Below are 15793 nucleotides of genomic sequence, written 5' to 3' on the forward strand. Positions count from 1 at the left end.
GGCAATTCTGTTCAATACCTTGTCGACGGCGGTCGGCATTCTGGCGCCTGTGAATACTTTCTCAGGTGACCATCATGAATATCTACCTTTCCATGGCCGCGTTTGCGCTGGCGGCCTCCATCACCCCCGGCCCGGTCAACATCGTCGCATTGAGCGCCGGGGCGCAATTCGGCTTTGGCGCGGCCCAGCGCCACGTGTTCGGCGCCACGCTGGGGTTTACCCTGTTGCTGGTGCTGCTGGGATTGGGCATGCACCAGCTGCTGATCCTGTGGCCGGCGCTGACCCGCTTGATTCAGTGGGCCGGCGTGGCTTTCCTGCTGTTTATGGCCTATCGGTTGGCGTTTGACGACGGCAGGTTGGGCAGCGGCGCGGCGCGGGCGCCTTCCTGCCGCTACGGCGCGCTGATGCAATGGCTGAACCCCAAGGCGTGGCTGGCGTCGGTGGCCAGCCTCGGCGCCTTTGTCGGCGACGGCGACATCCGGCTGCTGTGGCAGTTCGCCGGGCTCTACTTCGTGATTTGCTATGCCTCGGTGGCCTGCTGGGCCTATGTCGGCGCGATGCTGCGCGGCCTGCTCAGGCAGGCGCGCAACGTGCGGCGTTTCAACCGCGCAATGGCGGCGTTGCTGGCGACCAGCGCCTGCTATCTGCTGGCGGAGGGTTTTTGATACTGGCCGGGCGTGGCGGCCAGCAGCTGTTTGAAGGTGCGCTGGAAGTGTGCCTGATCGGCAAAGCCGCTTTCGCTGGCGGCCGCGGCGATCGGCAGGCCGCTTTTCAACAGCCGATGGCCGTGCTGCACGCGGCGGTTGACCAGATAGGCGTGCGGCGTCATGCCGTAACGCTGGCGGAAGGCGCGGATCAGGTAAGAAGGGGACAGCGCGGCGGCGCGGCAAATGTCGTCCAGCGTCAGCGGCCGGGTGCAGTGCGCGTCGATAAACGCCGCCGCCGCTTCCAGTCGGGTATGCGGCGGTGTCTCCGGTTGGCGGGCATCGCCCAGCCCGAGCTGCAGGGCGCTGAAATACTCCACCATGGCGATCTGTTTTTCCAGCGCGCTGCACAGCGGATCCGTCAGCAGCGCATAAAGCCGGTTCAGGCCGTGGAACAGCGCCGGATCGCGGCTCAGCGGCTGGCTGAACGGAACAAAACGGTCGCCGTCGCCGCCGAGCAGCTCCTGCTGCAGCGCGCCGAGCCAGGCGAGATCGAGATAGAACATGATGTACGACCAACGCCGATCGGCGATGGGGTTGCAGGCATGCGCCTGCTGCGGGTTGATGACAACCAAATCGCCGGCGCTGACCTGCATGCGCCGCTCGCCGTTGACATAGGTGCTGACGCCGCCGGTGATGGCGCCGATGGAAAAGAATTCGTGGCTGTGCAGGCTGTAGCACACCTGGCGGCCATCCGCGATGGCGCGGGCTTCGACGAACGGCAACTGCGGATCGCGCCAGAACTGCGGCGTTTTTTCACTCATACGCTTTCCTTTTCACTGCGGCGGCATCACAGTGTTATAGCCTGAAAGCGACGAGAGGGGGAATGGCGGATGATGATTTTTAACGTATTCGGCCGTCTGCTGGGCGTGAAGCGCATCGGGGATGAATGGCGGCTGTTCCGCGTGACGCTGCCGGAGCGCAAATATGCTCCCAGCTACGATATCGTGCTGCCGGCCGACCTGCGCGAAGAGGAGATCGCCGGCTATCTGGGGGATATTTATCACGAGGCGGCGACGCTGCAGCGGCCGGAGGTGTTTCGCGTCGAATAGCGCGGCGCGTTACTCTTCCGCGTTGCGCGCCATCATGCGGCGTTGATGCTCCTCGCCGGCGGCCTGGATCTCTTCCAGCACCGAGCCGACGTCGGCGCGTTTCAGGGTTTCGCTGAACCGGCCGCTGAGGACGCTGTCCGGCGTCAGGTTGCCTTCCTGATACAGCGCCCAAATCTCTTTGGCGTATTGGCTATCGCGCAGCTCCGGCGCGAACTGGCCATAATATTCCGCCAGATTGCCGATATCGCGCTCGAACATGCTTTTGGCGTGGTTGTTGGCGGCGGCGTCCACCACCTGCGGCAGATCGATGATCACCGGCCCGTCTTTATCCATCAGCACGTTGAATTCCGACAGGTCGCCGTGGACCAGGCCGGCGCACAGCATGCGCACCGCGTAGTTCATCATCAGGGCGTGATCGGCGCGCGCCTGTTCCGGCGTCAGGATGACATCGCTCAGGCGCGGCGCCACCAGGCCTTCTTCGTCGGTGATCAGCTCCATCAACAGCACGCCGTCCAGGCAGATATCCGGCTGCGGTACCCGCACCCCGGCCTTGGCCAGCAGATACAGCGCGTCCACTTCGGTGTTTTGCCAGGCTTCTTCCTGTTGCTGGCGGCCGAATTTGGAGCCTTTGCTCATGGCGCGCGCGTCGCGGCTGTTGCGCACCTTGCGCCCTTCCTGATAGTGAACGGCCTGCTTGAAGTTGCGCTTCTCGGCCTCTTTGTACACTTTGGCGCAGCGGATCTCATCGCCGCAGCGCACGATAAACACGTCGGCTTCTTTGCCGCTTTTCAACCGGCGGATGACGTCGTCGATTAATCCGTCATCAACCAGCGGCTGGAGTCGTTTTGGAATTTTCATGCAGCCTTGTACCCTATTTAGGCTCCGGTGTGAATGGCTTGCGCAGTTGATAGCGTAAGTTAGACCCGAAAGGCAAACATTAGTTTTGCCGCCGCTGCATCATTGCGCGGCGGCGGGCGCTTACAGGCTGGCGGCCGGCACCCAGACGCTGACGCTGCCGGCGTTGACCGGGAAATGGGCGCTGCCCTGGTCGTCGGTGGTGATTTCCTCCTGACGGTTGCCGAGGAAATCGCGCCAGGCGGTGTGCGCCAGATCGGCCCCCAGCGCGACCGTCTTGCCGCTTTCGCCGCCGTTGGTCAGCACCACCACGCACCCTGGGGCCTCGGCGGTGCCGGCGCGGCTGAAGGCCACGCAGTGGCTGTCGTCGAAGTAGTCGGTTTGCGGGCCGTTGGCGAAACGCTGGCGGGCGGCGATCAGCTTCTCCAGCTCCGGGATCGCCGGCATATCAATTTGGTACTCGCCGCCGTCGCGCCCCTTGTCGCGGTAGCTGGCGCCATACAGGTCGGGATAAAACACGCAGGGCACGCCCTGTTCGCGCAGCAGGATCAGCGCGTAGGCCAGCGGTTTGAACCAGGGTTCCACCGGCGCTTCCAGCGACTGCAGCGGCTGGGTGTCGTGGTTGGCGACCAGCGTCACCGCGTGGGCCGGATCGGCGGCGGTCAGGGTATCGGTGAAGATTTGCGCCATGTCGAAGCCGTCGCCCTGTTTCGACGCCTGATGAAACTTCAGGTGCAGCGCCACGTCGAACAGCATCACCTTGCCGTCCACCAACTCGATGTATTGCTGCAGCGCGCTCAGATCGTGCGACCAGTATTCGGCAACGATCAGCAGGTCGCGCTGCGCGCTGTCGCGCACGTGATCCGCCCACTCTTTGAAGAACCAGGCGGGAATGTGTTTGGCGGCGTCCAGGCGGAAGCCGTCGCACGGCAGGCTTTCCAACAGCCAGCGCGCCCAGTATTTGAGCTCCTCCGTCACGGCGGTATTGCGGAACTCCACGTCGGCGCCCATCAGATAGTCGTAGTTGCCCTTTTCGTCGTCGACCTGATCGTTCCAGCCGTCGTCGCCATAGTCGTTGGCGATTTTGAACACCCCTTTGTCGTCCGGCTGCTCAACGTAGTCGACGCCGCTGAAGCATTTGTAATCCCAGATAAACTCGGAATGCACGCCCTGGCGGCCGGGAAAGGTGAAGCGGGTGTAGGCCAGCGCGTCGAAGCCCTGGTCGTCGATGTCGTTGCGGTTGTTGGCGTCCACCTTGAACACGTGTACCTGTTCTTTCTCGTCCGCGCCGAGCTTGTGGTTGAACACCACGTCGTAGAGCACCCCCACGCCGTGTTCGCGCAGCGTATTGGCGGCGTGTTCGAGCGCCGCCTTGTCGCCGTATTTGGTGGCCACGCTGCCTTTCTGGTCAAACTCGCCGAGATCGAACAGATCGTAAGTATCGTAGCCGACGGAGTAGCCGCCGGAAGCGCCCTTGCAGGCGGGCGGCAGCCACAGATCGGTGATGCCCAGTTCGGCGAGGTGCGGCGCGCGCTCGGCGGCCTCCTGCCACAGTTTGCCGCCGTCGGGGTAGTACCAGTGGAAGAATTGCAGCAGGGTGGTTTTTTTCGTCATGAGCCAGCGTCCCGGTTAGCCAGAAGGAGAGGAGCAGTTGCCGTTAAAGCATGGGCTACTTTTGGCAAAAGGGACAAGTTTGGCATAGGCGGCCCGAGAAGGCCGCCCGAGAGACGGCTTAACGCTGGCTGGCGTAATGAGGTGAGCGTGGGCCATAAAGAATGGCGCCGTTCTGACCTGTCGCCGATAGCAGGCGGGTGTTGGCGATGGCGCCAACATCAAATCCTTTGTCGCTGATGGTATCGGCGATTTGCGAAATCGCGGCGCTGATCACCATGCCCAGCAGGCCACCGGAGTTGTTGTTGCCTTCGTTGCTGGATGCGGTGGCGGTGCCGGCCCACAGCTGTTTGCCGTTGCGCAGATCGACCAGGCGAGCGGCTACGGTAACGCGGGTTTCGCTGCTGATCACCATGTAGCTGGTGCCGTATTGCGTGACATCCAGGTACAGCACGGTGTCGGCGCCGAAAATCTGGTGCAGTTTTTTCGGACTGACGGCGCGGATGTCGTTGGCGTTGGTTAGGCCGTTTTGCAGGAAGGTTTCCTCCACTACAGCGACCGGCAACACATAGTAACCGGCCTCGGCCAGCGGCAAGGTGGCGCTGGCGAGCACGCTGTGGCTGGCTTTGACGTCCGGCGACTGGTTAACCGGCGGCAAGACCAGGATCGACTTCGGCTTGCTCTCATGGAACGCCGCATAGTCATAAGGCGTCTGCTTGGCACAGCCGCTTAGCAACAGGGTGGCGGCAACGGCGAGGAAAGTGAGTACACGTTTCATTTAAAGCTCCCTTTATCCCTGGCCATCAGGAAATTCATAAACGGCGCCGACTCCGGGAACAGCGTTTTTTCCGTGTTGAATTCATTCATGGCTTGTCCGTCGTTGCCGATTTTGCTGTACAGCAGCCCCAGCTGCGCATGCAGACCTGGCGGTACGGCTTTATCCTTGGCGCGGGATTTCTCGACGATCTCTTTCAGCGTGGCGATCTGCTGCTCAGGGCTTTGCCCCTCCTGCTGGTAGTATTGATAGAGAGAAGTCTGGTAGCCATCCCAATTGTAAAGCGTTTTCGGCGCGGCGCAGCCGGCCAGCAGGGTCGCTGCAAACAGCGCCCCGCCCATTTTTTTAGTTATCATCTTTCTGCTTCTATTCCGTTAGTTAGCAGGGCGCCATGCGCCGTTTTCGATACCGGTGACCAGGTTATTGACGGCTTCACGCACGGCCAGATCCAGCACCTTGCCGTTGAGGGTGGAGTCGTAGCTGGCGGTGCCCCCGAAACCGATGATTTCGCGATTGGACAGTTCGTATTCACCGGCGCCCTGAGCGGAATAGACGACTTCTGAGGTCTGTACGTTTACGACGTTCAGATTGACTTTGGCGTAAGCGACCTGTGATTTACCACGGCCCAAAATCCCCCACAGCTGATGATCGCCGACTTCTTTACGGCCGAATTCGGTGACATCGCCGGTAATCACATAGTTGGCGCCTTTCAGCGTTTGCGCCTTCCCTTTAATGCCGGCTTCAGTTTTCAACTCTTCCATGTTGGCGCGATCCAGCACGTTGAAACGGCCAGTCTGCTGCAAATGCGTGATCAGGATAGTCTTGGACTGATTGCCCAGCCGATCGACGCCATCGGAGAAGATGCCGTTCATGTAGCTGGATCGGTTGTCGAATTTGCCGACGGCGATAGGGCTGCGTGGGCCCTGATAAGTGGTGTTGTAGGAAGCCACTTTCGGCACTTCCAAAGAGCGGGAGGATTCGGTCGCGCAGCCCGCCAGCAAAGTGACGGAAAGGGCAACGGAACAGACGGCGAGTGATTTTTTCATTGGCATGCGATCTCTCCATGAGCATAAAACAGCGCGGGAGCAACCCGCGCCCGACGTTGACATAACGAACGTTGTCGCCGTTATGGAAACGCCGCGATCCTGCCATGAATATGTAACAAATTACAACAAGATATCGGCATTAATGTCGTTATTAACATTGTTGTAACCTATTGGAATTCAATGAATTAGTATCGATTTTCTCTTGTCATCACAGCGTTTTCCACGATTGTGCATTTTTTGTCTGGGTTATTGTCTTTTTAATCGCAAACATATGGCCATTAATCCTGAAATATTTTAACTAATCAGTTTGTTGTATTGAGTAATGTTACGTTTTGCATCAACTCCTGTGTTATGCCGGGGTTCATGGCGGCTTGATGATCCGTTAAGGTAGTGAAAATTAGGTAACACTATCAACCAAATGTCATTTTTCATCGGCAGCTAATCGGGGATATCAATTGTGAACATCAGGGATTTCAGAGCATTGGCGCGCAGTTTGGTCAGAGAATTCGGTATGTTGAACAAGCAGAGCAACGGCTCGCGCTTTTCGCCGCTGCAGATCCATCTGATGATCGAAGTCAGCGAGCAGCCGCTGGGCGTCACCGAGGTGGCGGCCCGGCTTTGCATCGACAAGGCCAGCGCCAGCCGGGCGCTGCGCAGCCTGGTGGCCGCCGGCGTGATAGAAACGGTGGATCATCCGGATGACAGGCGGCACAACCTGCATCGGCTGAGTAAAAAGGGCGGCAAGGCGCTGGCCGGCATCGAGAGCGACGCCGACGGTTTTATGCAGGCGGCGCTGGCGCAGTTGGACGACGATGAGCTGGCGAGCACCACGGCGGCGATGAAAAAGATGACCGCGGCGCTGCGCAGCGCGCGCAAACAGCGCGACGCCAACCTGCGGGTACGGCCGATTGCCGCGCGCGACGATGCGGCGATGGCGGCGATCATTCGCGACGTGTTTCGCGAGTACGGCATGGACAAGATGGAAGGGGTCAGCCTGCACGATCCGGATCTCGATCGGCTGACCGGCCTGTATCGCGACAACGGCGGCCACTACTGGGTGCTGGAGCGGGACGGGCAGGTGGTGGGGGGCGTCGGCATGGCGCCGCTGGCGGGCGAAGAGCCCGGCTATTGCGAGCTGCAGAAACTGTTCTTCAAGCCCGGCGCGCGCGGGCTGGGCATGGCGCGCTATATGGTGGTGCAGGCGCTTAAGGCGGCGCGGGCGGCGGGGTATCGCTATTGCTACCTGGAAACCACCGAACAGTTGAAAGAGGCGATCGGGCTGTACTACGCGCTGGGGTTCACCCTGTTGACGGAACGGCGCGGCAACACCGGCCATCACGGCTGCAACGTGTGCATGCTGAAAAATCTGCAGAACGACGATATGTGAGCGGTTTCAAGGTTAGCGCCCGCGCCTTGTGCCACCCTGTTAACCGTTTGATAACAATCACAACGTTTTATCAGGGAGGAAACTATGTTGGGGGATCCGATGGCGCTGTCCGCGCTGGTCACGCTGGTGGTCATCGCGCTATGGGCCAGCGCCCGCTTACCGGAGTATCTGGTCGCGCTGCTGTTCTTCGCGGCGGTGATGGTGTTGCAGCTGGCGCCCGCCGCAGTGACCTTTTCCGGTTTCGCGTCTTCCGCATTCTGGCTGGTGCTCAGCGGTTTCGTGCTGGGCACCGCCATCCGCAGCACCGGCTTGGCGGATCGCCTGGCCAACCGACTCTTGCCGCACCTGGCCGGCTCCTGGCCGCGCCTGGTGGGCGGCGTGGTGGCGATAAGCTACGCGCTGGCGTTTGTCATGCCTTCCAACATGGGGCGCATTACGCTGCTGATGCCGATCGTCATGGCGTTGGCCGATCGCGCCGGTCTGGCGGAGGGCTCGCGCGGCCGCATCGGTTTGGCGCTGGCGGTGGGGTTCGGCACCTTCCAGCTCTCCGCCAGCATCCTGCCGGCCAACGTGCCCAACCTGGTGATGAGCGGCGCGGCGGAAAGCGCCTACGGCAGCCACTTCGCTTATCTCTCTTACCTGCTGTTGCACGCCCCGGTGCTCGGGATCGCCAAAGGCGCGCTGCTGACGCTGTGCATCTGCGGCCTGTTCCGTGCGCGGCCGCAGCCGGTGGCGGCCGAGGCGGCGCAAACCCCGCTCAGCGCCGCCGAATGGCGGCTGATCGCGCTGTTGGGCACCACGGTGCTGCTGTGGATGACCGACAGCTGGCACGGCATCGCTCCCGCCTGGATCGGGTTGGCGGCGGCCTGCTTGTGCCTGTTGCCGCGTATCGGGTTTCTCAACGGCGAGCAGTTCGCCGCCGGGGTTAACGTGCGCACCTGCATCTACGTGGCGGGGATCCTGGGGCTGACCGCGCTGGTCAGCCACTCGGGGCTTGGCGATCGGCTGGGCGGTGCGCTGCTGGCGATGATGCCGGATCTGCACGGCAAACCGTTCATCGCGTTCGGTTCGCTGGTGGGGATCACCGCGTTGCTGAATTTCGTGGTGACCGCCAACGGCGTGCCGGCGCTGTTTACCCCGCTGGCGCAGGCGCTGTCCGCGGGCAGCGGCCTGCCGCTGCTGACGGTGCTGATGACCCAGGTGATCGGTTACGCCACGCCGCTGCTGCCGTATCAGGCTTCGCCGATCGTGGTGGCGATGGGGATGGGCAAAGTGCCGGCGCGCGAAGGGCTGAAGCTGTGCCTGCTGTTGGCCGCGCTCAGCTTTGCGCTGCTGGTGCCGTTGGACTATCTGTGGTTCAGACTGCTGGGGTGGATCCCGTAAACAGCCCCGCGCCGCCGGCAAAACAATCTTCGTCCAGCGTCAGGGTGGCGATTTTATGCACCGGTCCGCGCATGCTGACCTGAAAATCGCCGCTGAAGGCAATCTGCAGTTCGCCGCCAGGCATCCGCACGCTAACCCGATCGCCGACTCGTCCCAACTTGCGCATCACGCTGGCGGCGGCGCAGCTGCTGCTGCCGGAGGCGAGGGTAAAACCGGCGCCGCGCTCCCAGATGCCGATGCGCAGCGTCTGGCGATCGACCACTTCCACCAGTTGTACATTGGTGCGTTTCGGGAACAGCGGATGGCGTTCAATCTGCGGTCCGAGCCGATGCACCTGCGCCAGATCAAGTTTCTCCACCGGCACCACGCAGTGCGGGTTGCCCATCGACACCAGCGAAACGCTTAATGTCTCCTCCCTCAGGGGCAGGGGATAGTTCAGCGCCTCCGGCAGATCGATCAAGGCCGGCAGCGCCGCCGGGCTGAAATTGGCGCGCCCCATCTCCACGGTTATCTGATGCGCGTCTTCCGCCACTTGGCAACGCACGTCGCCGCCGGCGGTGTGCACCAGAAACGGCTGATGCCCCACGCGCTCGCTGTCGAACAGATACCGCGCGTAGATACGCAGGCCGTTGCCGCTTTTCTCCGCTTCGGAGCCGTCCGGGTTGATGATGCGCAGGGTGGGATTGACGGCGTCGCCGCTGTCGATCAGCAGGCCGTCGGAACCGATGCCATAATGCGGGTGGCACAGCAGGCGGATCTGTTCCTGGCTCAGACGATCGGCGACCGAACGGTGGCATACCAGATAGTCGTTGCCCAGGCCGTGATATTTGTGAAACAGCAGGGGAGTCATGTCGTTGCTCGGCTCAGCAAAAAAAGGTTGCTACAGCTTACAACAGAACGTTGGCGTCAAAACAAACAAAAGGCGGCCTGAGCCGCCCTTTTGCACGATTACCTATCTGGCAATTAATTGTAGATGATCGCGGTACCGTGCAGTTTGTTGTCGCCGGTGGTGGCGATGATCTGGAAGGATTTGGCGCCGGCCGCGTCGGCTTTGGCCGCCAGTTTGTTTTCCAGGCTGCTCAGGTCGGAAGCACCGCTGACGGTAACGACGCCGGCTTTTTGCAGATCGGCCGGTTGAGCGTTGACCAGTTCGGCGGCGAAGCTGCCGAAGGAGACGGAGGCTAGTGCGATGGCGGCGATGGTCATTTTCAGGTTTTTCATGGTCTTATTTCCTATCTGTGTTCTTTACGATGTTTGTTTTGTAAGGTCGTTAAATTAATTAACGATCGATAATTTAATGTTAGATGCCGGTTTGACGGATTGCAAGTATTTTTTTAATGCTCGTTAATTAATTTTTTTTGATGCCCTGGCATCGGGAGCAGAATTTCTCGCGATCCGCTGGTTTAATATCTTGTTATTGATAGATTTCTGCGGTGCCATGCAGCTGGTTGTTACCGCCGGCGCCGATGATGCGGAAGGATTTGGCACCCGCCTGATCGGCTTTGGCGGCCAGGCTGCTTTCCAGCGAGGTCAGATCGGATGCGCCGCTGACGGTGATGACGCCCACTTTCTGCTGGTCTGCCGGTTGGTTCTGGACTAAATCGGCGGCGAAGCTGCCGAAGGAAACGCTGGCCAGAGTGAGAGCTGCTAAGGTTAATTTTAAGTTTTTCATAATGTTAATTCCTTTCCGATAACGGTGAATAGAGGGTTTTAATCCGCTTCGCTAAATTATCTTAACGATCGATAACTAAATGCTAATCGGTTCTCGACGAAGGCGCAATATTTTTTTATAATGATCGTTAATTTATTTGTGCTAACCCTGCCGTGGAGCGGGATAGGAGAGGAACGATGAGCATCAATGAAGAGGTTTGCGGCAAGAAAAGCCGCGGCAGACCGAAACAATTTGATCGCGACCGGGCGCTGGAAAGCGCGCTCGATCTGTTCTGGCGGCACGGTTATGAAGCCACCTCGCTGGCCGATCTGGTGGAAGTGACCGGCGCCAAGGCGCCGACGCTGTATGCGGAATTCGGCAACAAGGAAGGAATGTTCCGCGCGGCGGTGGAACGCTATCTGCAAAAATACACCACCTGCACCAACCAACTGTTGGAGCAGGATCTGCCGGTGGCCGAGATCGTCGAGGCCTACGTGCGCTCTTCCGTCGAAGTGTTTACCGACCCCGATACGCCGTCAGGCTGCTTTATGGTGTGCGCCTCGGCCGCGCTGTCGTCCGCGTCCGACGACGTCGCCCAGATGCTGCGCAGGAAACATCATGCGCAGGAAGCGGCGCTGAAGGCCTGCTTCGATCGCAAGGTGCAGCAGGGCGAACTGCTGGCGAAAACCGACACCACGCTGCTGGCGAAATACGTGATTTGCACCATTGAAGGCATGTCGGTGCAGGCGCGCGAAGGGGCAAGCCGGAGCGATCTGCTGCGGTTGCTGGAGGCGTTGATGCTGGTGTGGCCGCGGCTCAGCCAGATCGGCAATAAGGTGTAACAACCGGCCCGGCTTTTACCGGGCCGTGTAACCGATTATTGATTGACCGGGATCACCGCGCCCTGATATTTCTCGCGGATAAAGTCCTGAATCGGTTTGGAGTGCAGCACCTTCACCAGCGCCACGATCTCCGGCTTGTTCACGTCGGCCTGGTGCACGGTGATGATGTTGGCGTACGGGTTGTTTTCGCCGCTTTCGACCGCGATCGGATCTTTGGTCGGGTTCAGCCCGGCGTCGATGGCGTAGTTGGCGTTGATCACCACCGCATCACCTTCGTCGTTGTTGTACATCTGCGGCAGCAGCGCGCCCTCAACGTTGGCCTGGAATTTCAGGTGTTTCGGGTTTTCCACCACGTCGGTGATGCGCGCGTCCACTTTGCTCACCCCCGGCTTCAGCTTGATCACGCCTTCCCGTTCAAAAATAGACAGGATGCGGCCTTCTTCCGCCACCGCGTCGCGCATGATGATTTTGCCGTTTTCCGGCAGATCTTTCAGGCTCTTGTACTTCTTCGAGTAGATGCCGATAGGCTCAATATGGATCGCGCCGGCGCTGACGAAGTCGTAGCTCTTGTCGTCGGCGTGGTCTTTCAGCACCGAGTTCAGATAAGGCACGTGCTGGAAGTAGTTGGCGTCGATGTCGCGGCTGGCCAAGGCGGTGTTCGGCAGGATGTAGTCCTGGAAGCGCTTGATCTGCAGGTCGATGCCTTCCTTCGCCAGTATCGGCTTGGCCTGTTCGAGGATCTCGGCGTGCGGCACGTTGGAGGCGCCGACCACCAGCTTGGTCGCCGCGGCGGCGCCGTAAGAGGCGAGGGTGGCGACGGAGGCGAAAGCCAACATCAGTAGGTGCTTTTTCATCATCATTTTCCTTGGTTAATTAACGTTTATCGAGCGTTCTTGTCAGGGTGTCGCCGATGAACTGAATGACGAAAACGATCAGCAGAATCGTCAGCGTCGCCACCAGCGTCACATCACTGTGGTTGCGTTGAAACCCTTCCAGATAGGCCAGGTTGCCCAGGCCGCCGGCGCCGATCACCCCGGCCATCGCGGTGTAGCTCACCAGCGCGATCAGGGTGACGGTGATGCCGGAAACCAGCGCCGGCGAGCTTTCCGGCAGCAATACGCGGAAAATCAGGGTGCGGTTTTTGGCGCCCATCGAGCGCGCCGCTTCGATCACCCCTTTGTCGACCTCGCGCAGCGCGATCTCCACCAGCCGGGCGTAGAACGGCGCCGCGCCGACGATCAGCGCCGGCAGGGCCGCATCCGCGCCGAGAATGGTGCCGATCAGCGATTTGGTAAACGGGATCAGCAGCACGATCAGAATGATGAACGGAATGGAGCGGAAGACGTTGACCAACACGGAGATCAGCGAGTAGACCGCCCGGTTCTGCCACAGCTGGCCCTTCGAGGTTAAAAACAGCAGCACGCCGAGCACGATGCCCAGCACCAGCGTGGCTAAACCGGCGATGCCGGTCATGTACAGCGTTTCCCAGGTGGCGTCCCACAGTTGGTCCAGACGCAGGTGGGGGAACAGGGATTCAATCATGTTGGATAACCTCGACGGCGATATCTCTTTCGTGCAGCAGGCTGAGCATGTCGGCGACTTGTTGTTCGTTGCCTTCGGCGTGAATGTACAGTTCGCCGAACGAACCGTTGAGGGTGTGGCTGATCTTGCCGTGCAGAATGTTGATGGTCAGGGCGTAGCGCCGGATCACTTCAGAGATCACCGCCTGATGGGTTTGCACGCCCATGAAGGTCAGCTTGAAAATCGCCCCCGGCAGATGAGCGGTGAGCAGCGGGTTGAAGCTCTCTTCGGTATCCGCATACTGCGACACCTGTTTGACGAACTGCCGGGTGATCGGTTGCTGTGGCCGGGTGAACACGTCGAGCACCGGGCCTTCTTCGACGATGCGGCCGTTTTCCATCACCGCCACGCGGTGGCAGATTTTGCGCACCACGTGCATCTCGTGGGTGATCAGCACGATGGTCAATTTCAGCTGGCGGTTGATGTCCAGCAGCAGGTCGAGAATGGCGTCGGTGGTCTGCGGGTCGAGCGCCGAGGTGGCCTCGTCGCACAGCAGCACGCTCGGGTTATTGGCCAGCGCGCGGGCGATGCCGACGCGCTGTTTCTGGCCGCCGCTGAGCTGCGAAGGGTAGGCGTCTTCACGCCCCTGCAGGCCGACCAGCGCGATCAGTTCCGCCACGCGCGGCGCAATCTGCGCCTTGGGCACGCCGGCGATCTGCATGGAAAATGCGATGTTTTGGCTGACGGTGCGCGACCACAGCAGGTTGAAGTGCTGAAACACCATGCTGATTTTCAGGCGCGCCTGGCGCAGATGGCTGCCTTTGGCGCGGGCGATATCGAAGCCGCCTACGTCAATGCGGCCGCTGGTGGGCGTTTCCAGGCCGTTAAGCAGGCGGATGAGCGTGCTTTTGCCGGCGCCGCTGTAGCCGATGATGCCGTAAATTTGCCCGGCCTCTACCGCCAGACTGACGTTGTCTACCGCCACGACGCGGCCCTGTGTGCTGTCAAAAGTTTTGCAAACGTTCGAAAGAACGATCATAGCGAAGCGGATCCTTATCGATACATCACAGCATTCCGTCCAGAGCGCGGTGCGCCGGACAGGGATCGTTCGGCTTTTCGGCGGGCACAACCCGGCGGGGAGTGGCGGACGGAACCTCTGTTGCGGGTGAATACCGGGCAATCCTACCGAGGGTTTATAGTGACAGGAAGAATGTAAATTCTATTACTTATTCTGATTTGATATATAAAACGGCGGGTGAAACAGGGGGGGAGAAAACCGGCCGCAGGGCGGCCGGCGGGAGGGCTAGCGTTTGTCCAGCTTCATGTGCAGCAGCGGGAACGGGTTGCCCTGGCCGTCGAGCGGCGAGCGGCCGGTGATGACAAACCCGTAGTGGCGATAGAAACCGCTGGCCTGCGGATTTTGCTCGTTCACGTCCAGCTGCAGCTCATCGTGCAGCGTTTCCGCATGGGTGAGCAGCGCTTTGCCCACCCCTTTGCCGCGCTGATCGGCGTCGATAAACAGCATCTCCACCTTGTTGCCGTTCAGGCCGATAAAGCCGCAGGGATGCCCCGGCTGCTCTTCGGCCACCCAAACGTTGACCGCCGGCAGGTAGTCGTTCAGCACCAGCGGGAACAGCTGTGCGATGTTGTCTTCGGTTAAAAAATGGTGAGTGGCGCGCACCGAACGCAGCCAGATATCTGCCAATTGCGCGTTGTCTTCCGCCGCGCGTGCTCTGATGGTAATCATCGAACTCTCTGCTATCTAAGTTGGAGGAAAAAAACTAGATAGAGGTTTTGTGGGGTTAGTGCCGAATTAACGTGGGTTAACGCCCTGCAAAGCGCCTCTGCAGTGGATCGAATAGGCCCGCCTTTCTGCCGGCGGTATAATAACTGTAATTCAGTAAGTTAATGCTTTCAACCGCCGCAGGGCGCAATGGGGCGCCCGCCGCGTGATACACTGGCCGCTGAATGAGCGAGAGGGCAGCAGGATGGAAACGGTGCGCGCAGCGATAGAAAAACAGGTGCTCAGCCTGACCGGGCTGGCGCTCGGCGGCGTCGATTTTGAGAACCCGCCGGGCGATCCGGGCTTGTTCGGCCCGCAGTCGGTCATTTGGCAGGTTCACCGCGATTTCACCCCGATGCTGTGCGGCGGCGTCAGCGCCTTGCTGCTGCAGATGCTGCACCCGCTGGCGCTGGCCGGGGTGTGGGATCACTCCAACTTCCGCGACGATATGATTGGCCGCCTGCGCCGCACCAGCCAGTTCGTGTCGGTCACCACCTTCGGCCCGACCGCCGAGGCGGAGCGGCTGATTGCCAAAGTCAAAGCCATCCATCTGCGGGTGACCGGCGTCGGCAGCGACGGCACGCCTTATGCCGCCAGCGATCCGGCGCTGCTGACCTGGGTGCACGTCGCGGAGAGCAGCCGTTTTCTGGCCAGCCACCTGCGCTACCGCAACCCCCATCTTTCCCGCGATTTGCAGGATCAATACTACCGCGAAGCGGCGCGCGTGGCCGCCGCGCTGGGGGCGACAGCAATTCCTCAGTCCTGCGCGGAGGTCGAAGAGTACCTGCAGGCGATGCGGCCGCAGCTGATCTGCGATGAACGCACGCAAGAGGTGGCGCGCATTCTGCTGAAGGCGCCGGCGCCGAGCGCATTGGCGCGCCCGCTCGGCGGGGTGGTGATGCAGGCGGGCATCGATCTGTTGCCCGATTGGGCGCAGCGGCAGTTCGGTTTTCATCCGGGCGCGCTGCGGCGGCGGCTGGTGCGAACGGGCGCCGCAGGCCTCGGCAAGGTGCTGGGCGCGTCGATGCGCAACGGCTCCTATCAGCGCGCGGTGCGGCGCATCACTCAGCCGTCATGAGCCACAGCCGCTATAATTAGTCTTTGTTTATCTTCGTTTACGGCCGCTTTTGAGACTTTTACGGGTGATCCGGCCAGTAATGCGTTTTACACTTGGGGGCAAAAC

The 15793-nt window shown here is 60.6% G+C and carries 19 protein-coding genes; 6 read left to right on the forward strand and 13 right to left on the reverse strand.

The genetic code is table 11. From position 1 onward, the window contains the following. Nucleotides 1-74: 74 nt before the first annotated feature. Complete coding sequence (locus tag ACJ8IN_RS07570; RefSeq protein WP_047568721.1) at nucleotides 75-665, forward strand: LysE family translocator; 591 nt, start codon at nucleotides 75-77, stop codon at nucleotides 663-665. Here ACJ8IN_RS07570 and ACJ8IN_RS07575 read toward each other — a convergent pair. Then, complete coding sequence (locus ACJ8IN_RS07575; protein WP_047568720.1) at nucleotides 641-1468, reverse strand: AraC family transcriptional regulator; 828 nt, start codon at nucleotides 1466-1468, stop codon at nucleotides 641-643. The two genes, ACJ8IN_RS07570 and ACJ8IN_RS07575, sit on opposite strands and share 25 nt — an antisense overlap. Nucleotides 1469-1537: 69 nt before the next feature. On the opposite strand from ACJ8IN_RS07575, the gene ACJ8IN_RS07580 reads away from it, so the two are divergent. After that, nucleotides 1538-1756 carry a DUF7661 family protein gene (locus tag ACJ8IN_RS07580; protein ID WP_033647021.1) on the forward strand — a complete coding sequence of 73 codons (219 nt, stop codon included), beginning with the start codon at nucleotides 1538-1540 and terminating at the stop codon, nucleotides 1754-1756. 9 nt (nucleotides 1757-1765) lie between these two features. Here the strand turns inward: ACJ8IN_RS07580 and ACJ8IN_RS07585 are convergent, their stop codons facing one another. The 5 genes from ACJ8IN_RS07585 to ACJ8IN_RS07605 all read right to left on the reverse strand — a co-directional run bounded on the left by ACJ8IN_RS07585 (nucleotide 1766) and on the right by ACJ8IN_RS07605 (nucleotide 6043). Then, nucleotides 1766-2614: a PA4780 family RIO1-like protein kinase gene (locus ACJ8IN_RS07585; RefSeq protein ID WP_033637570.1), complete on the reverse strand. Its 849-nt coding sequence runs from the start codon at nucleotides 2612-2614 to the stop codon at nucleotides 1766-1768. A gap of 120 nt (nucleotides 2615-2734) precedes the next feature. Further along, on the reverse strand, nucleotides 2735-4225 hold the full coding sequence (amyA, locus tag ACJ8IN_RS07590; protein ID WP_033647018.1) for an alpha-amylase: 1491 nt from the start codon (nucleotides 4223-4225) through the stop codon (nucleotides 2735-2737). A gap of 118 nt (nucleotides 4226-4343) precedes the next feature. Beyond that, the gene (locus tag ACJ8IN_RS07595) at nucleotides 4344-5000 is read right to left on the reverse strand and encodes a DUF799 domain-containing protein (protein ID WP_033647017.1); all 657 of its coding nucleotides are present in this window, start codon (nucleotides 4998-5000) and stop codon (nucleotides 4344-4346) included. Continuing rightward, nucleotides 4997-5353 carry a DUF4810 domain-containing protein gene (locus tag ACJ8IN_RS07600; protein WP_033637573.1) on the reverse strand — a complete coding sequence of 119 codons (357 nt, stop codon included), beginning with the start codon at nucleotides 5351-5353 and terminating at the stop codon, nucleotides 4997-4999. Before ACJ8IN_RS07600 ends, ACJ8IN_RS07595 begins: the two co-directional genes overlap by 4 nt. A gap of 18 nt (nucleotides 5354-5371) precedes the next feature. Further along, the gene (locus ACJ8IN_RS07605) at nucleotides 5372-6043 is read right to left on the reverse strand and encodes a CsgG/HfaB family protein (protein ID WP_033647014.1); all 672 of its coding nucleotides are present in this window, start codon (nucleotides 6041-6043) and stop codon (nucleotides 5372-5374) included. A 481-nt stretch (nucleotides 6044-6524) separates the two neighbouring features. Between ACJ8IN_RS07605 and ACJ8IN_RS07610 the strand changes: the two genes are divergently transcribed. Further along, nucleotides 6525-7430 (forward strand): bifunctional helix-turn-helix transcriptional regulator/GNAT family N-acetyltransferase, encoded by a 906-nt coding sequence (locus ACJ8IN_RS07610; protein ID WP_079656317.1) that lies wholly within the window; start codon nucleotides 6525-6527, stop codon nucleotides 7428-7430. Between the two features lie 84 nt (nucleotides 7431-7514). Continuing rightward, a complete protein-coding gene (locus ACJ8IN_RS07615; RefSeq protein ID WP_060428969.1) occupies nucleotides 7515-8813 on the forward strand; it encodes an SLC13 family permease in 1299 nt (432 codons plus the stop codon). On the opposite strand, the gene dapF is transcribed toward ACJ8IN_RS07615, so the two are convergent. The 3 genes from dapF to bhsA (ACJ8IN_RS07630) all read right to left on the reverse strand — a co-directional run bounded on the left by dapF (nucleotide 8788) and on the right by bhsA (ACJ8IN_RS07630) (nucleotide 10485). Next, nucleotides 8788-9663: a diaminopimelate epimerase gene (gene dapF, locus ACJ8IN_RS07620; protein ID WP_047568715.1), complete on the reverse strand. Its 876-nt coding sequence runs from the start codon at nucleotides 9661-9663 to the stop codon at nucleotides 8788-8790. The genes ACJ8IN_RS07615 and dapF overlap by 26 nt on opposite strands. Before the next feature lie 113 nt (nucleotides 9664-9776). Further along, complete coding sequence (gene bhsA / locus ACJ8IN_RS07625; RefSeq protein ID WP_004939517.1) at nucleotides 9777-10034, reverse strand: multiple stress resistance protein BhsA; 258 nt, start codon at nucleotides 10032-10034, stop codon at nucleotides 9777-9779. A gap of 193 nt (nucleotides 10035-10227) precedes the next feature. Further along, entirely contained in the window at nucleotides 10228-10485 is a 258-nt protein-coding gene (bhsA, locus tag ACJ8IN_RS07630) for a multiple stress resistance protein BhsA (protein ID WP_033637578.1), read from the reverse strand. A 176-nt stretch (nucleotides 10486-10661) separates the two neighbouring features. On the opposite strand from bhsA (ACJ8IN_RS07630), the gene ACJ8IN_RS07635 reads away from it, so the two are divergent. Continuing rightward, entirely contained in the window at nucleotides 10662-11306 is a 645-nt protein-coding gene (locus ACJ8IN_RS07635; protein WP_033637579.1) for a TetR/AcrR family transcriptional regulator, read from the forward strand. Between the two features lie 35 nt (nucleotides 11307-11341). On the opposite strand, the gene ACJ8IN_RS07640 is transcribed toward ACJ8IN_RS07635, so the two are convergent. The 4 genes from ACJ8IN_RS07640 to ACJ8IN_RS07655 form a co-directional block, all read right to left on the reverse strand. Next, the gene (locus tag ACJ8IN_RS07640) at nucleotides 11342-12160 is read right to left on the reverse strand and encodes a MetQ/NlpA family ABC transporter substrate-binding protein (RefSeq protein ID WP_033653453.1); all 819 of its coding nucleotides are present in this window, start codon (nucleotides 12158-12160) and stop codon (nucleotides 11342-11344) included. A 19-nt stretch (nucleotides 12161-12179) separates the two neighbouring features. Then, the gene (locus tag ACJ8IN_RS07645; protein WP_033637581.1) at nucleotides 12180-12848 is read right to left on the reverse strand and encodes a methionine ABC transporter permease; all 669 of its coding nucleotides are present in this window, start codon (nucleotides 12846-12848) and stop codon (nucleotides 12180-12182) included. Then, on the reverse strand, nucleotides 12841-13866 hold the full coding sequence (locus ACJ8IN_RS07650; protein ID WP_060428971.1) for a methionine ABC transporter ATP-binding protein: 1026 nt from the start codon (nucleotides 13864-13866) through the stop codon (nucleotides 12841-12843). The genes ACJ8IN_RS07645 and ACJ8IN_RS07650 overlap by 8 nt, the downstream gene beginning before the upstream one ends. Nucleotides 13867-14130: 264 nt before the next feature. Beyond that, a complete protein-coding gene (locus tag ACJ8IN_RS07655; protein WP_060428973.1) occupies nucleotides 14131-14574 on the reverse strand; it encodes an acetyltransferase in 444 nt (147 codons plus the stop codon). 241 nt (nucleotides 14575-14815) lie between these two features. On the opposite strand from ACJ8IN_RS07655, the gene ACJ8IN_RS07660 reads away from it, so the two are divergent. Further along, the gene (locus ACJ8IN_RS07660) at nucleotides 14816-15688 is read left to right on the forward strand and encodes an oxygenase MpaB family protein (RefSeq protein ID WP_060428975.1); all 873 of its coding nucleotides are present in this window, start codon (nucleotides 14816-14818) and stop codon (nucleotides 15686-15688) included. Nucleotides 15689-15793 lie beyond the last annotated feature (105 nt).

It is taken from the genome of Serratia sp. CY31944 (assembly GCF_052169175.1).
Classification (GTDB): domain Bacteria; phylum Pseudomonadota; class Gammaproteobacteria; order Enterobacterales; family Enterobacteriaceae; genus Serratia; species Serratia sarumanii.

Excerpts from the sequence above, each read along its gene's own strand:
- ACJ8IN_RS07640 (WP_033653453.1), bottom strand. The coding sequence starts at position 12,160 with ATGAAAAAGCACCTACTGATGTTGGCTTTCGCCTCCGTCGCCACCCTC.
- ACJ8IN_RS07585 (WP_033637570.1), bottom strand. The coding sequence starts at position 2,614 with ATGAAAATTCCAAAACGACTCCAGCCGCTGGTTGATGACGGATTAATC.
- ACJ8IN_RS07650 (WP_060428971.1), bottom strand. The coding sequence starts at position 13,866 with ATGATCGTTCTTTCGAACGTTTGCAAAACTTTTGACAGCACACAGGGC.
- ACJ8IN_RS07575 (WP_047568720.1), bottom strand. The coding sequence starts at position 1,468 with ATGAGTGAAAAAACGCCGCAGTTCTGGCGCGATCCGCAGTTGCCGTTC.
- bhsA (WP_033637578.1), bottom strand. The coding sequence starts at position 10,485 with ATGAAAAACTTAAAATTAACCTTAGCAGCTCTCACTCTGGCCAGCGTT.
- ACJ8IN_RS07660 (WP_060428975.1), top strand. The coding sequence starts at position 14,816 with ATGGAAACGGTGCGCGCAGCGATAGAAAAACAGGTGCTCAGCCTGACC.
- amyA (WP_033647018.1), bottom strand. The coding sequence starts at position 4,225 with ATGACGAAAAAAACCACCCTGCTGCAATTCTTCCACTGGTACTACCCC.
- bhsA (WP_004939517.1), bottom strand. The coding sequence starts at position 10,034 with ATGAAAAACCTGAAAATGACCATCGCCGCCATCGCACTAGCCTCCGTC.
- ACJ8IN_RS07570 (WP_047568721.1), top strand. The coding sequence starts at position 75 with ATGAATATCTACCTTTCCATGGCCGCGTTTGCGCTGGCGGCCTCCATC.
- ACJ8IN_RS07600 (WP_033637573.1), bottom strand. The coding sequence starts at position 5,353 with ATGATAACTAAAAAAATGGGCGGGGCGCTGTTTGCAGCGACCCTGCTG.
- dapF (WP_047568715.1), bottom strand. The coding sequence starts at position 9,663 with ATGACTCCCCTGCTGTTTCACAAATATCACGGCCTGGGCAACGACTAT.
- ACJ8IN_RS07655 (WP_060428973.1), bottom strand. The coding sequence starts at position 14,574 with ATGATTACCATCAGAGCACGCGCGGCGGAAGACAACGCGCAATTGGCA.
- ACJ8IN_RS07635 (WP_033637579.1), top strand. The coding sequence starts at position 10,662 with ATGAGCATCAATGAAGAGGTTTGCGGCAAGAAAAGCCGCGGCAGACCG.
- ACJ8IN_RS07580 (WP_033647021.1), top strand. The coding sequence starts at position 1,538 with ATGATGATTTTTAACGTATTCGGCCGTCTGCTGGGCGTGAAGCGCATC.
- ACJ8IN_RS07605 (WP_033647014.1), bottom strand. The coding sequence starts at position 6,043 with ATGAAAAAATCACTCGCCGTCTGTTCCGTTGCCCTTTCCGTCACTTTG.
- ACJ8IN_RS07595 (WP_033647017.1), bottom strand. The coding sequence starts at position 5,000 with ATGAAACGTGTACTCACTTTCCTCGCCGTTGCCGCCACCCTGTTGCTA.
- ACJ8IN_RS07615 (WP_060428969.1), top strand. The coding sequence starts at position 7,515 with ATGTTGGGGGATCCGATGGCGCTGTCCGCGCTGGTCACGCTGGTGGTC.
- ACJ8IN_RS07645 (WP_033637581.1), bottom strand. The coding sequence starts at position 12,848 with ATGATTGAATCCCTGTTCCCCCACCTGCGTCTGGACCAACTGTGGGAC.